Source organism: Bradyrhizobium sp. CSA207 (assembly GCF_029051685.1).
Classification (GTDB): domain Bacteria; phylum Pseudomonadota; class Alphaproteobacteria; order Rhizobiales; family Xanthobacteraceae; genus Bradyrhizobium.
The window spans coordinates 21,957-36,001 of record NZ_JAACFT010000019.1; the positions used below are offsets into that span (position 1 = coordinate 21,957).

Annotated in this window: 13 protein-coding genes; 3 read left to right on the top strand and 10 right to left on the bottom strand. The window is 63.8% G+C overall.

Going from position 1 to position 14,045, the window contains the following annotated elements:
• Positions 1 to 123: 123 nt before the first annotated feature.
• The 6 genes from GWG65_RS21775 to GWG65_RS21800 form a co-directional block, all read right to left on the bottom strand.
• The gene (locus GWG65_RS21775) at positions 124 to 1,155 is read right to left on the bottom strand and encodes a 4-hydroxythreonine-4-phosphate dehydrogenase PdxA (protein WP_275197627.1); all 1,032 of its coding nucleotides are present in this window, start codon (positions 1,153 to 1,155) and stop codon (positions 124 to 126) included.
• Positions 1,152 to 2,693, bottom strand: a complete 1,542-nt coding sequence (locus tag GWG65_RS21780) for a tripartite tricarboxylate transporter permease (protein WP_275197628.1) — start codon at positions 2,691 to 2,693, stop codon at positions 1,152 to 1,154. The genes GWG65_RS21775 and GWG65_RS21780 overlap by 4 nt, the downstream gene beginning before the upstream one ends.
• 11 nt (positions 2,694 to 2,704) lie before the next feature.
• Positions 2,705 to 3,187, bottom strand: a complete 483-nt coding sequence (locus GWG65_RS21785; protein WP_275197629.1) for a tripartite tricarboxylate transporter TctB family protein — start codon at positions 3,185 to 3,187, stop codon at positions 2,705 to 2,707.
• Positions 3,188 to 3,439: 252 nt separating this feature from the next.
• The gene (locus tag GWG65_RS21790; RefSeq protein WP_275197630.1) at positions 3,440 to 4,432 is read right to left on the bottom strand and encodes a tripartite tricarboxylate transporter substrate binding protein; all 993 of its coding nucleotides are present in this window, start codon (positions 4,430 to 4,432) and stop codon (positions 3,440 to 3,442) included.
• Between the two features lie 51 nt (positions 4,433 to 4,483).
• Positions 4,484 to 5,743: a CoA transferase gene (locus GWG65_RS21795; RefSeq protein ID WP_275197631.1), complete on the bottom strand. Its 1,260-nt coding sequence runs from the start codon at positions 5,741 to 5,743 to the stop codon at positions 4,484 to 4,486.
• Between the two features lie 9 nt (positions 5,744 to 5,752).
• Complete coding sequence (locus tag GWG65_RS21800) at positions 5,753 to 6,550, bottom strand: enoyl-CoA hydratase/isomerase family protein (protein WP_275197632.1); 798 nt, start codon at positions 6,548 to 6,550, stop codon at positions 5,753 to 5,755.
• 117 nt (positions 6,551 to 6,667) lie between these two features.
• Between GWG65_RS21800 and GWG65_RS21805 the strand changes: the two genes are divergently transcribed.
• Together GWG65_RS21805 and GWG65_RS21810 are read left to right on the top strand one after the other, a co-directional pair.
• Positions 6,668 to 7,333, top strand: coding sequence for a GntR family transcriptional regulator (locus GWG65_RS21805; RefSeq protein ID WP_275197633.1), 666 nt, complete (start codon positions 6,668 to 6,670; stop codon positions 7,331 to 7,333).
• Positions 7,334 to 7,400: 67 nt separating this feature from the next.
• Positions 7,401 to 8,042, top strand: a complete 642-nt coding sequence (locus GWG65_RS21810; protein ID WP_275197634.1) for a glutathione S-transferase family protein — start codon at positions 7,401 to 7,403, stop codon at positions 8,040 to 8,042.
• A gap of 49 nt (positions 8,043 to 8,091) precedes the next feature.
• Here the strand turns inward: GWG65_RS21810 and GWG65_RS21815 are convergent, their stop codons facing one another.
• Positions 8,092 to 8,820, bottom strand: coding sequence for a haloacid dehalogenase type II (locus GWG65_RS21815; RefSeq protein WP_275197635.1), 729 nt, complete (start codon positions 8,818 to 8,820; stop codon positions 8,092 to 8,094).
• A gap of 673 nt (positions 8,821 to 9,493) precedes the next feature.
• Here GWG65_RS21815 and GWG65_RS21820 point away from each other — a divergent pair.
• Complete coding sequence (locus tag GWG65_RS21820) at positions 9,494 to 10,177, top strand: hypothetical protein (protein WP_275197636.1); 684 nt, start codon at positions 9,494 to 9,496, stop codon at positions 10,175 to 10,177.
• Positions 10,178 to 10,252: 75 nt separating this feature from the next.
• On the opposite strand, the gene glpX is transcribed toward GWG65_RS21820, so the two are convergent.
• From glpX to GWG65_RS21835, 3 genes are all read right to left on the bottom strand, one after another.
• Positions 10,253 to 11,254, bottom strand: coding sequence for a class II fructose-bisphosphatase (gene glpX, locus GWG65_RS21825; RefSeq protein ID WP_275197637.1), 1,002 nt, complete (start codon positions 11,252 to 11,254; stop codon positions 10,253 to 10,255).
• A 115-nt stretch (positions 11,255 to 11,369) separates the two neighbouring features.
• The gene (locus GWG65_RS21830) at positions 11,370 to 12,686 is read right to left on the bottom strand and encodes a homoserine dehydrogenase (protein WP_275197638.1); all 1,317 of its coding nucleotides are present in this window, start codon (positions 12,684 to 12,686) and stop codon (positions 11,370 to 11,372) included.
• Positions 12,687 to 12,715: 29 nt separating this feature from the next.
• Positions 12,716 to 13,936, bottom strand: coding sequence for an LL-diaminopimelate aminotransferase (locus GWG65_RS21835; protein ID WP_275197639.1), 1,221 nt, complete (start codon positions 13,934 to 13,936; stop codon positions 12,716 to 12,718).
• Positions 13,937 to 14,045: the final 109 nt, after the last annotated feature.

Consider the following 14,045-nt stretch of genomic DNA (forward strand, 5'->3'; position numbering starts at 1 on the left):
TAGGATCGCGCCTGGCCAGACGGGATTGGCGATTTTTCAACAACGGTTGTGCATCAGCGCACCACTAGTGGGCCGATGGAGACAAACCTGCGAGAAGGGGAACGTACGCGGCAAGGCTGCGCGCTATGAACTCCGCGAAGAGCCGCTACGCAAGATAGCACGCCGCGCGGCCATCTCAGCCGCAAGCAGCACCGCGGCGCGGCTGGCGCCGGTGGACGCGATACCCTGGCCTGCGATGTCGTAGGCGGTGCCGTGCGCGGGCGTGCAGATCGGAAACGGGAAACCGCCGAGCATGGTCACGCCGCGATCGAAACCCATCAGCTTCATCGCGATCTGACCCTGGTCGTGGTACATCGTCAGCACCGCATCGAAGACGCCACCCTTGGCGCGCAGAAATACCGTGTCGGCCGGGAACGGCCCCTCGGCGGCAATGCCTTCGCGCTGGCCGGCCGCGACCGCGGGGGCGATGACGTCGATCTCCTCACGGCCGAAATTGCCGCCGTCGCCGGCGTGCGGGTTGAGCCCGGCCACGGCGATGCGCGGGCGCTCGAAACCAGCGTTGCGCATGCATGAATCGGTCAGCTGGAGCGCGCGATGGATGCGTTCGCTGGACAGTTTCGGGGCGACGTCCTTGAGCGGGATGTGCGAGGTGACACGCGCATTCCAGAGCTCGCCGAGCACATTGAATTCGCTCGCAGCGGTCTTGAGGCCGACGACCTCCGCAGAGAACGCGATCTCATCGTCATAGTCCGCGCGGGCAAACCGCATCGCCTGCTTGTTGAACGGCGTGAAACAGACCGCGTCGACGTGCCCGTCGCGCGCGAGCTCCAGCGCGTGACGGTAATTTGCCAGCGCGAACCTGCCGCCGGCAAGGCTCGCCGTGCCCTGTTCGACCTCCGCGGGATCGAGATGGCCGAGATCAATGAACAGCGCATCGCCCGCGGCCGCACGGACGTCGGCCCCCTGCTCGACCGTATTGAGCTCCGGCTTGACCCCGGCGATTCGGGCGCCTTGGTCGAAGATGCGGCGGTCGCCGATGACAACGAGCCGGCCACGGGAGCGAATGTCGTCCAGCGCGACCAGCTTCGCCGTCAGCTCGGGGCTGATGCCGGCGGGATCTCCCATCGCAAGTGCGATCAGCGGCTTCGAGGTCATATGATCACCTTTTCCTGACTTGTCGTCGGATCGCCGGGTAACGCGGGCTTGCGCAGCAACATGCGCCCCAGCTGCAACGCCAGCGGAAGCAGCAGCAGCACGATGCCGGCCACGACCAGGCACGTCACCAGGCGGTTCGCAAAGAAGATTCCAAGCGATCCCTTGGACATCAGCATCGATTGCCGGAACGCGTCCTCCGCCTTGTCGCCGATGACGATCGCGAGCACCAAAGGCGCGAGGGGATAGAACAGCTTCTTGAAGAGATAACCGACGATGCCGAAGCCCATCATCATGACCACGTCGAGATAGGAGTTCGACACTGAATAAGCACCGACCACGCAGATGATCACGATCAGCGGTGCAATGACGACGAAGGGAATCCGCATCAGGGCGGCAAACACCGGAACCGTCAGCAACACCAGCACGACGGCGACGATGTTGCCGACATACATCGAGGCGATCAGCCCCCAGACGAAATCCTTCTGATCGACAAACAGCATCGGGCCGGGGTTGAGCCCCCAGATCATCAGGCCACCCATCATCACCGCCGCGGTCGCAGAGCCGGGAATGCCGAGCGAGAGCATCGGCAGCAGCGCGCTGGTGCCGGCCGCATGATCGGCCGTCTCCGGGGAGATGATGCCCTCGACCTCGCCCGTGCCGAAGTAGCGTCCGCGCCGCGAGAAACGCCTGGCGATGCCGTAGCTCATGAACGATGCCGCCGTCGGGCCGCCCGGCGTGATGCCCATCCAGCATCCGATCGCCGCGCTGCGCAGCAGCGCAACGCTGTGCCTCGGCAGGCGGCCGACTGCGCGAAACACCTCGCGCCAATCGATCTTTGAGGAGACCGCGCGAGCATGAAACTCCTCTTCGACCGCCACCAAGAGCTCGCCGATGCCGAACAGACCCATCACCGCGACGACGAAATTCACGCCTTTCACCAGTTCGTCGACGCCCATGGTGAGGCGCACGCTGCCGGAGACGGTGTCGATGCCGATGGCGGCAATCGCAAAGCCTATTCCCAGCGCAACGACGGTCTTGATCGGCGCCGCACCGCCCATGCCGACGAAGCTCGCAAAGGCCAGGAAATAGACCGCAAAATATTCCGGCGGCCCGAAGGCGAGCGCGACCTCGGCCACCCATGATGCGAGGAAGGTGATCAGGATGACCCCCACCAGCGCGCCGAATGCGGCCGAGCCGAACGCCGTGGCGAGCGCCGTCGTCGGCCGTCCGTCACGCGCCATCGGATAGCCATCGAAGGTGGTCGCGACCGACGACGGCTCGCCCGGAATGTTGAACAGGATCGAGGTCACGGAGCCGCCGAACAGTGCGCCCCAATACATGCTGGAGAGCAGGATGATGGCCGACACCGGCTGCATGCCGAAGGTCAGCGGCAGCAGCAGCGACACGCCGTTCGGCGCGCCCAGCCCCGGCAGCACGCCGACGAGAATGCCGAGCAGCACGCCGATCACCATCAGCGCCAGATGCGGCATGGTGATCGCGATGTTGAAGCCGTGCAGGAGCTCCTGGAGATTTTCCATCACCCGCTCCGTCAGAACCCGAACGCGGCGGCGAGCGCGCCGTGCGGAAGCGACACCTGGAACATGCGCTCGAACACCACGTAGAGCCCGAGCGCGGTTGCCGCCGCCATCATTGACGAACGCATCGGGGATTGATGCTTCGGAATTGCGAGCACTACGAAGATGTAGACGGCCGAGGCGAGGTAGATTCCGATCAGCGGCATGGCCGCAACGAAAATCGCCGCCGGCACGAACAGGCCGGCAAGCCGCCGCAGTTCGGTCGGCGTGATAGCGATTGGGACGCTCGCCAGCGTCAAGCCCGGCAGGGCGCCGCGCGCCAGATTGTACAGGCTGCCAAGGACGACGATGACTCCGGTCAGGAATGGGAAGGTGCCGGACTCCACGCCCGCGCTCGACCAGCCAATGCCGTTGTCGAGGCTGGAGACGACGACCGCTACACCGAAGCTGCCGGTGAGGACGGCGGTCGCCAGTTCAAGAGCGCGGCGCGATATCATGGCGTGGTACCTTTGAAGGCAGGGCTATCGCATGTGGCGGCGGGGAAGATGCCGAACGTGCTCGGCCTGGATGGTTCGAGACGCCCGCTTTGGCGGGCTCCTCACCATGAGGGTCTGATATCTCGCTGCAAAACGCGACCTCGTCCTGAGGGCCCGCCGCAGGCGGGCGTCTCGAAGGATGGCCGCAGGCGACCTGCCCGCCACGTTGTTCGTCATCTGCAATCGCCCTGCCTTTGAAGAGGCTTGCCCGCCTCACTTGATAAGCCAGCCCTGCTCACTCGCAACTTGCTTGAGGTGCTCGAGATCCTGCTTGATGAACTTATCCAGGGCATCGCCTGTCAAAAACGTGTCGACCTGCGAGGTCTTCTCGATGTAGTCCTTCCATTCCGGCGTGGCCTGAACCTTCTTCATCAGATCGACATAGAACGCAGCCTGCTCCGGCGTGACTTTGCCGGGCAGCCACACCGTCCGCGGCTGCTCATATTGCGCGATGTCGAGACCCTGTTCGACGCAGGTTGGGACGTCGCTCCAGCCCTCGGTCGCGGTGATCTTGGTGCCCTGCGGCAGCCGCTTCGGGCTGAAGGCGCATAGCGGACGCTGCGTGCCGCCGCGCCACTGGCCGAGGCTCTCGCTGGGATTGTTGACGTGGGAATCGATGTGCCCGCCGGCGAGCTGCACTGCGGCCTCGGCGCCGCTCTTGAACGGGATGTAGGTCAGTTTGACGTGACCGACCTTCTCGATCATGCGCGTCAACACCTCGTCGGTGTCCTTCGACTGGGCGCCGCCCATCTTGAATTCGTTCGCGGCCGCGGCCTTCAGATAGTCGCCTGCCGTCTTGTAGGGCGAATCCTGCTTGACCCAGAGCAGGAACTCGTCCTGGGCCATGGCCGCGATCGGCGTGAGGTCGATGTAGTTGAAGGCAACCTTGGACACGAGCGGTTGCTGCCAGGCGTTCGAGGTGCCGAAGATGACCTTGTGGGGATCGCCCGCGGAGGCCTTGCCGTACACATAGCCCTCAGCGCCGCTGCCGCCGCCCTTGTTGACGACCACGATCGGCTGGTCCGTCAGCTTGTACTTGGTGATGATGTTCTGCACCGCACGAGCCAGATTGTCCGTGCCGCCGCCCGGCCCAGCGGTCGCAACGAACTCGATCGGCTTCTGCGGCTGCCAGGCCGCGCCGGCGGGAGTCATGCCGGCGAGCACAATGGCGGCCGCAGACAGCAGAAATATCGACATATTGCGCATGTTTTTCCTCCACCCGATTTTTTGATCTTGTTTATTGGTAGCGATGTCAGCTCAGGCGACGCGTTCCTCCTGCCTGCTCGATGCCAAAACGATCGCGCCTTCTTTTTCGAGCGCGTCGATCTGCTGCTGGTCGAACCCGTACTCCGCCAGCACCTCGCTTGTATGTTCGCCGTAGACCGGTGCTCCGGAACGCACCTTGCCGGGCGTCTTTGAGAATTTGACCGGAAGCCCGATCGTCTTCACCGGGCCGAGCGTCGAATGCTCGACCTCCACGACCATCTCGCGTGCGAGGGTCTGCGGATCGCTCAACGCCTCCAGCATGTCGTGGACCGGACCGCATGGCACGCCCTTCTCGTCAAGTGCCGCCAGCCAATGCGATCGCGACCTCGTCCGGAAACGCTCGCTCAAGACCGCTTCGAGCTCCTTCAGATGCGCCATGCGGTCGGCCCCGGTGACGAAGCGCGGGTCGGCCGCAAGCTCGGTCGCATCGAGCGCCTCCAGCATCAGGAGCCAATGCTTCTTGTTGGCGCCGCCGACCACGAGCCAGCCGTCGGAAGCTTCGAAAGCCTGATATGGCGCGTTGAGCGGATGCGCCGAGCCCATCGCGCGCGGCGCCGTGCCGGCGGCAAGGGCGATGGTCGATTGCCAATAGGTCTGCACCAACGCGGCTTCATAGAGCGAGGTCTCAACCCATTGTCCCTCGCCGGTTTTCAGGCGATGCGCATAGGCAGCTAGGATCCCCATACTCGCGAGCAGGCCGGCGGTGATGTCGGACAGCGGCGGCCCGCACTTCACCGGCGGACCGTCGGGACGCTCGCCCGTAAAACTCATGATCCCGCTCATCGCCTGCGCGACCAGATCGAATCCCCTGCGGTCCTTGTAGGGGCCGGTGCGGCCGAACCCCGAGAGCGAACAATAGATCAGCGCCGGGAACTCTTTGTGCAGCTCCTCGTAACCGAAGCCCAGGCGCTCCATGGCACCGGGCGCAAAATTCTCGACCAGCACGTCGGCATTCGCGATCAGCCGCCGCAGGACGCGCTTGCCGCCATCGGTTTTCAGATCCAGCACGATGCCGCGCTTGTTGCGGTTCATCATCAGGAACGAGGCCGCCTCGTCGCCGATTTTCGGCGGCACCGAGTGGCGGGTATCGTCGCCATTGGGTGACTTTTCGATCTTGATGACGTCGGCGCCCATGTCGGCGAGCATCAAGGTGCAGGTCGGACCTGCCATGACATGGGTGAGATCAACGACCTTGAGACCCGCGAGTGGTCCGGAGCGATGAGAAGCGGATTGCGATGGATCCTTTTGCATCGGCCTGCCCTATTCGCCGCGCCATTGCGGCGCGCGTTTGGTGAGAAATGCGTCGAGGCCCTCGCGAAAATCCTCGCTGGTGTAACACGTCAGGATCAGGTCCTCGCCCTCCTCCCGCGTCAGCCGCCGTTGCAGCCGGGCAACCGCCTGCTTGGTCGCGTTGAGCGTCAGGGGCGCATGACCGGCAAGGAGCCGGGCGACTTCGTCGGCACGCCGGTCGAGCGCCGCGATGTCCTCGACGACTTCAGTGAGCAGCCCGACGCTTGCAGCCTCGGCGGCTTCGACGAGGCGCGCCGTGAAGATCAGATCCTTGACCCGTGCAGCACCGATGAGCGACGTGAGGCGGCTAATATTGGACATCGACAGGCAGTTGCCGAGCGTCCTTGCGATGGGGAATCCGATTTTCGTGCTGCGGGTGCCGATGCGCAGATCGCAGGCCGCGGCGATGCCTGCCCCGCCCCCGGTGCAGAACCCGTTGATCGCCGCGATGGTCGGAACCCGGCATTGCTCGAGCACGGTAAGGACCCGATCAATCCGGTTCTCGTAGTCGAGCGCATCCTGCGGTGTTTTGAATTCACGGAACTGATTGATGTCGGTTCCCGAGGCGAAGGCCTTGTCGCCGGCGCCGCGGAGCACCAGCACCTTGATCGAATGATCCTCATTGGCCTGTTGGCAAATGTCCGCCAGCCGCTCGTACATTGCGAAGGTGAACGCGTTCCGCGCCTGCGGGCGGTTGAAGACGATCCGCCCGATATCGCCGTCGCGTTCAAAAACGAGGTCTTCCGTCACCGCGGCCTGTTGGTCCATCTCCCAAGTCCTTTATATTTTTTCATTTTTGAATGCAAAATGTGATATTTACAAGCTCAATCTTGTATTACATCGGCAATTAACACGACTTTTGCATGCAAAACAAGGCTCCACTCCATGCTTCATGAGGAGGTCGTCGGGCGCATTCGCGCCATTCTGCTCGACGGCGAAATCCCGCCCGGCGCCCGCATTCCCGAGCGCGAGCTATGCGACCGGCTGCAGATTTCGCGGACGCCGCTGCGCGAAGCGCTCAAGGTCCTCGCCGCCGAAGGCCTGGTGCATTTGCTGCCCCATCGCGGCTCGCGCGCGGCGAAGCTGACCGACAAGGACATGCGCGACCTGTTCGAGGTCTGCCAGGGCCTCGAGGCACTCGCCGGCGAACTCGCCTGCGAGCGCATCACCGACGCGGAGATCGACGAGATTGCCGCCGCACACGCGTCGATGGTGCAGCGCTATCGCGAGGGCGATTTGATTCAGTACTATCGCGGCAACCGCGCCATCCACGAGGCGATCGTCGCCGCCGCCGGAAATCCCGTGCTCTCGGGGCTCTATGCCTCCGTGACCGCGCGCATTCGCCGCGCGCGCTACGTCACGCCGATGACGCCGCAACGCTGGGCGGTCGCGGTTAGCGAGCACGAAGCCATTCTGAACGCGCTACAGCGGCGCGATGGCGTCGGCCTCTCCCACATCCTGCGCGCGCATCTGCGCCATAAGCGCGAAGAGGTCTTGCAAGCCGGATTTGCGGAGACGGACGGGAGCGAGCTCGCGCTGAAGATCGCGTGAGGGAGAGGTCACAACGGCTTGTGAACCTGCCAGTATCGGGCAATCCTGGAGACTAGGAGCGCGTTGCATGGCGATTGGGTTGCACGGCTACCAATACAGCGTCTACTCCCGGATCGTCCGCCTGGCTCTCCATGAAAAGCGGGTGGCGTACGATTGGGTCGAGGTCAATCCATTCGCGCAGAATATCCCTGCAAGCTACCTTGCAATGCATCCCTTCACGCGCGTTCCCGCGCTGGTTCATGATGGCTTCGTCGTCTACGAAACGGGCGCCATCACGCGCTATGTGGATGAAGCCTTTGAAGGGCCAAAGCTTCAATCCATGGAGCCGAGAACGCGGGCGCGTTGCAATCAAATCATGTCGATCGTGGACAGCTACGCCTACTGGCCTCTGGTGAGGCAAGTCTTCTCTCACGGGGTTTTCAGGCCGCGCATGGGATTGCCGGCGGACGAGAGCGAATTTCGAAAAGGCCTCGAAGCCACGCCGAGGATCCTGTCAGCATTGGAGAGAACCCTCGTCGAGGGACCATACCTCTGCGGCCATCAACTCTCGCTCGCTGACATCCATCTCGCGCCAATCATCGGCTACTTTGTATTGGCGCCTGAAGGCAAAACGCTGCTTTGGAAGCACCTCAGGCTGCGCGACTGGTGGGTAGATTTCTCCGAAAGAAATAGTTTCGTGGCCACAACGCCGCGATTGCCGCAGGCATAGCCGTGAGAGCTGCTCTCAGCCAAGGATGCCTAAGGCGGGGCGTTCCTCACTAGCAGCCCAGCCTGTCGGCGATCCCGCCAAAATCCCTGGCGACGATGTCCCAGTTGCCGGTCGCTTCAAAATCGACCTTCTGCAACGCACCATATTCCGTCGGCCGCGCCACAAACGCCGTCTTCAGGCCGTTCTTCTGCGCGGCGGCGAGGTCGCCGTTGTGGGCGGCGACCATCATCACCTGCGCTGGCTTGAAGCCGAGCAGGCGCGCGGCGCCGAGATAGGTTTCGGGATCCGGCTTGTAATGCTCGAACAGTTCGGCGGACATGATCAGGTCCCAGGGCAGGCCCGCGAACTTCGCCATGTTGGTGAGCAGCGCGACGTTGCCGTTCGACAGCGGCGAGATCACGAACTTCGATTTCAACCGCGTCAGGCCGGCGACGCTGTCGGGCCAGGGATGCAGGCGGTGCCAGCCCTTGGTGAGATAATCGAGATCGGCCTCGGTCAGGCCCTTGATCGCAAACTTCTCGACCAGCTTTTCCAGCGAGCGGCGATGCAAATCGTCGAGCATGACATAGCCGCGCTCGGGGTGCTGGCGCACGTCATCCATGGAGGCCATGTACATGCCGCGCCAGCCGTCGACCAGCGCGGTCCAGTCGGCGCTGATGCCGCGCCCCCTGCTCCACCGCATGAAGTCGGTGATCAGGCTGGTGCGCCAGTCGACGACCGTGCCGAACACGTCGAAGACAAGGGCTTTGACGGCGGAAAGATCGGACGTCGTGGTCATGCTTTGCTCCGCTGAGTCCCCGCGCCCCGGGCGGCCTCGGATCAGACCAAGGGCTTTAAAGCATGATCCGTTCCATGCAACAACAGCGCTAGTCCGGCACATCAAGCACGTCCAAGACGAACAAGATGACCGGCTTCAACCAGTCGGGGTGTAACGCATCTGCCATGACCAACGCTGTTGCATATGTATTGCTTGAGGACGCCCGCCTCCCCGACAAGGGAGTCCTGATCGAGACGCTCCGCGTCCGTCATCCCGGCCTGCGCTGGGAAAGCAGCGAAGTCACAATAAGTGAAGACGCCGACAAGGCGATGTTCATTCGCGCCGGCGATCATCTCATGGCCATCCTCTTGATGCCTGCGCCCCTGCCGTTCGATCAGCAGCTGTGGCAGCGGGCTTCCTGGGTGTGGCCGGAGGCTTTCCAAGCGGTTGGACGCCACCGCGCGCACCTCATCGTCTCGACAATGGGCTCCGCCGAGAACAAGGCAGAGACGCCAAAGCTTGGGCTCGTTGAGAATGCTCCCCTTACAACGGCCGTTGTCGGCGGCGTGCTCGAAGCGCTGCCGGGCTGTCTCGGCGTAGTCTGGAGTGGAAAAGTGGCCGCTCCCCCGAGATGTGGCTTGAGCAGTCGCGCCGCTCGTTCGATCCGTTTCCAGATCACCCGTTCGGATTGTGGATGGAAATCGTTCCCTTCCGTTGCGGTGAAAGCGTCGGAGCCTACACGGTCGGATTGTCCGCATTCACGGGACGCGAGATCGAATTTGAGGTGGATGGGCTCGAGGAACGCGCCGTCACCGTCCGCGTTGCCCAGCTTTCGTCATACCTCATCGCAAACGGCCTCGACGCCGGGATTAAGAGCGGCGCGGTTTTCGAGGCCGACTCCGAAATTGATCATCGCGTTGCCGTGCTTCACCGCAATTCGCGCTTCAACATCGGGCCGGTCATTTCATTCTCATCTGTTCCGGATCGATTTGGAAGGCTCAAGACCTACGAGATCATTCCGGGCTCGATCGCCCGGAATCATCCTCTGCTGGTCATGTTGAGCAAGGTCGGGCTTTTCGATCCGGCAAAGAGCGAAAATCAAATCAAACTCCGGCCTGACCACTACGTTTCGGAAGTCCGATTGGAGAGCTACGACGGCGCCATATCGGGCGCGCTGTCCAACTTGCTCGCTACCGATGCCCATATTGAGGCCGACGCAAAGGCTCGACGTGCGCTCGCGAGCGGGGATATCCAATCGGCGAAGCTGCTTCTCCGGCCGTTTGCGGAAGAAGTCGACGTGCTTCAGTCGGCTTTGAAGTTAGGCCTGACTTTGCGCGATGCCTTCATGTTTTTGCCAGCACCGCCTCGCAGTCCGTAGCCCCCGACGGAGGTGCCTATCCGCGACCAACGTCCGGCGTTAGTCAGCCGAACGTTGCGCGCGATCGTCGCAGCCTCAATCGAGGTGGAACTTCGCCAATTCGCGGTGCTCGGCCTTGATGTAGCGCACGGTGCCGGTGACGGAGCGCATCACCACCGTCTCGGTCTCGATCACGCCGTCCTTGCGGAATTTCACGCCCGAGAGCAGCGAGCCCGTGGTGACGCCGGTGGCGGCAAACAGGCAGTCGCCCCTGGCCATGTCCTCGATGCCGTAGATCATCTTGGGATCGTTGACGCCCATCTTGGCGGCGCGCTCGCGCTTCTCGTCGGAATCGAGGATCAGGCGGCACTGCATCTGGCCGCCGATGCAGCGCAGCGCCACGGCCGCAAGCACGCCTTCCGGCGCGCCGCCGGTGCCGAGATACATGTCGACGCCGGTATTGTCGGGGTCGGCGCAGTGGATCACGCCGGCGACGTCGCCGTCAGTGATGAGACGCACGGCCGCGCCCGTCGAGCGCACGCTCTCGATGATGCTGGCGTGGCGCGGACGGTCGAGCACCAGCACGGTGATCCCCTCCGCCGGCACGCCCTTGGCCTTGGCGAGACGGCGGACGTTCTCGGCCGGCGTGGCGTCGAGCTCGACGACGCCCTTGGCGTAGCCGGGACCGATCGCGAGCTTCTGCATGTAGACGTCGGGGGCGTGCAGCAGCGTGCCGCCGTCGGCCATCGCCATGGTGGCGATCGAGCCCGGCATGTTCTTGGCGCACAGCGTGGTGCCTTCGAGCGGGTCGACCGCGATGTCGACCTGCGGGCCGGCGTTCATGCCGACCTTCTCGCCGATGAACAGCATCGGCGCCTCGTCGCGTTCGCCCTCGCCGATCACGATGGTGCCTTCGATCGGCAGCTTGTTGAGCTCGCGCCGCATCGCGTCCACGGCGGCCTGGTCGGCCGCCTTCTCATTGCCGTGCCCGCGCAGCCGCGCCGAAGACACCGCCGCCCGCTCCGTCACACGCACGATCTCCAGCGTGAGAATGCGCTCGAGCAACGCGTGCGGCGGCACTGAAATATGGGTCGACATCGGCTCACTCCTTCAAGACAGGTTTGAACGGAAATCTCCGTCCGCATCAACTCGCAACATCAGCGGTTCGTTCGAACCGCGCTCCTCATTTCAGCATGCTGATCCGGAGCATGCCCTAGTTCTTCTCGATCCTTATGACCTGCGGCCGTCCGCTGATCACCTTGTCGCGCTGCACGGCCGCGAGTGCGCGGCGCACGGCGTCCTCATGCGTTGCGTAGGTGATCAGGATGACGGGCACGGGCACCGCCTTGCCATTTGCCGGAGCGGCGCCGCCATTGGGATGACGCTGCACGATCGACTCGATCGAAATCTTCTGTTCGGCAAGCCGGGTCGCGATCGCGGCCGCCGTGCCCGGGAAATCGCGCGCCAGCAGGCGGATGTAGTAGCCGCCCTCGTGCCGCTCCATCGGCGCCTTTTTTGTGTCGCACAGATGCGAGATCGGCCGGCCGAACGGATTGGCGCGGATACCGCGCGCGACGTCGGCGATGTCGGCAACGACCGCGGATGCGGTGGCCGCTCCCCCGGCACCCGGGCCGACCAGCGTAATCGGCGGAATGCCCTCGCCGTCGATCGTGACCGCATTGGTGACACCCATCACCTGCGCGATCGAGGAGGATTTTGGAACCATGGTCGGATGCACGCGCTGCTCGATGCCCGTGGCGGTGCGCACGGCAACGCCGAGCAGCTTGACGCGGTAGCCGAGATCCGCGGCGGCGCGCAAATCTTCCGGCGCGATGGAGGAGATACCTTCGACATACACCGCGCTTTGAGCAACTTTCGTGCCGAAGGCAAGGCTGGCGAGAATGGCGAGCTTTTGTGCGGTATCGTGGCCGTCGACGTCGAAGGACGGATCGGCCTCGGCATAGCCGAGCCGCTGCGCATCCTTCAGACATTCGGCGAAGGACAGGCCCTCCTGCTCCATCCGGGTCAGGATGTAATTGCAGGTGCCGTTGAGGATGCCGTAGACGCGGTTGATGCCGGTTCCCGCAAGACCTTCGCGCAACGTTTTGATGACGGGGATTGCGGCGCCGACCGCTGCCTCGAAATTCAGCGCGCCGCCGTGCTTTTCAGCGGCTTTTGCCAGTTTGAGCCCGTGCTTGGCGAGCAGCGCCTTGTTGGCGGTGACGACGGACTTGCCGGCGTTGAGCGCGGCTTCGACCGCGGAGAGCGCAGGATCGCCGGCACCGCCCATCAGTTCGACGAAACAGTCGATGCCGGGATGCGTGGCCAGCGCCATCGGATCCCGGGCCCATTCGACATCGCGCAGATCGAGGCTACGCTTCTTCGCCTTCGAGCGCGCGGTGACCGCGACGACACGAATGCCGCGTCCGCTGCGGCCTGCGAGCACGCGGGCTTGCGTTTCAATCAAACGGACAACTTCGGCGCCCACGGTGCCGAGCCCCGCTATGCCCACTTTCAGGGGTGCGACCATGATGCTTTTAGAAAACCTGTCGAAGAGAATTAACGCCGGTTGGCGAGCGGAACGACGTTGTGCAACGTTTCGATGCCGCTTTCAAGGAAGCGGCGCACGCCGCGCGCGGCCTGCCTGATCCGTTGCTCGTTTTCCACCATGGCGATGCGGACATATCCTTCGCCATGTTCGCCGAAGCCGACGCCGGGCGAGACCACGACGCCGGATTTCTCCACCATCAGGGTCGCGAACTGCATGCTGCCGACGCTGCGGAAGGCTTCCGGCAACGGCGCCCAGGCGAACATCGAGGCGTCCGGCGGCGGGATCTCCCAGCCGGCGCGGCCGAACGACTCCACCAGCGCGTCGCGGCGCTTGCGGTAGGTGTCGCGCATCTCCTTGATGCAATCGTCAGGGCCGTTCAGCGCGGCGGTCGCTGCGACCTGGATCGGCGTGAAGGCGCCGTAGTCCAGATAGGATTTGACGCGCCCGAGTGCTGCAATGACGCGCTCGTTGCCGACCGCAAAGCCCATGCGCCAGCCGGCCATCGAATAGGTCTTCGACATCGAAGTGAACTCGACGGCGACGTCGATCGCGCCGGGCACCTGGAGCACCGAGGGCGGCGGGTTGTTCTCGTCGAAATAGACTTCGGCGTAAGCGAGATCGGACAGGATCAGGATCTCGTGCTTCTTCGCGAACGCGACGAGGTCCTTGTAGAAGTCGAGGCTCGCGACATATGCGGTCGGGTTCGAGGGGTAGCACACCACCAGCGCCAGCGGCTTCGGGATCGAGTGCACGATCGCCCGCTCCACCGCCTCGAAGAACTGCGGTGTCGGTTCCGACGGGACCGAGCGGATCACGCCGCCCGCCATCAAAAAGCCGAAGGCGTGAATCGGGTAGCTCGGGTTCGGACACAGGATGACGTCGCCTGGCGCGGTGATCGCCTGCGCCACGTTGGCAAAGCCCTCCTTGGAGCCGAGCGTCGCCACCACCTGGGTGTCCGGGTTGAGCTTCACGCCGAAGCGGCGGGCGTAATAGCCGGCCTGGGCCCGGCGCAGTCCGGGGATGCCGCGGGAGGCCGAGTAGCGGTCGGTGCGCGGCTTGCCGAGGGTCTCCTTGAGCTTCTCCAGCACGTGCGCCGGTGCCGGCAAGTCCGGATTGCCCATGCCGAGGTCGATGATGTCGGCGCCGGCATTCCGTGCGGCGGCCTTGGCCCGGTTGACCTGCTCGAACACGTAAGGCGGAAGGCGGCGGATGCGGTAAAACTCTTCCATGGCTCTCTGGGCTCCGGGCAACCGGTCTGGACAGAAACGAAAGGGCCGTGACGGCCCCTTGAAAGGCACCCGGCACCTGGGCGAAAATACCTCTACATCAAAGGCCTAG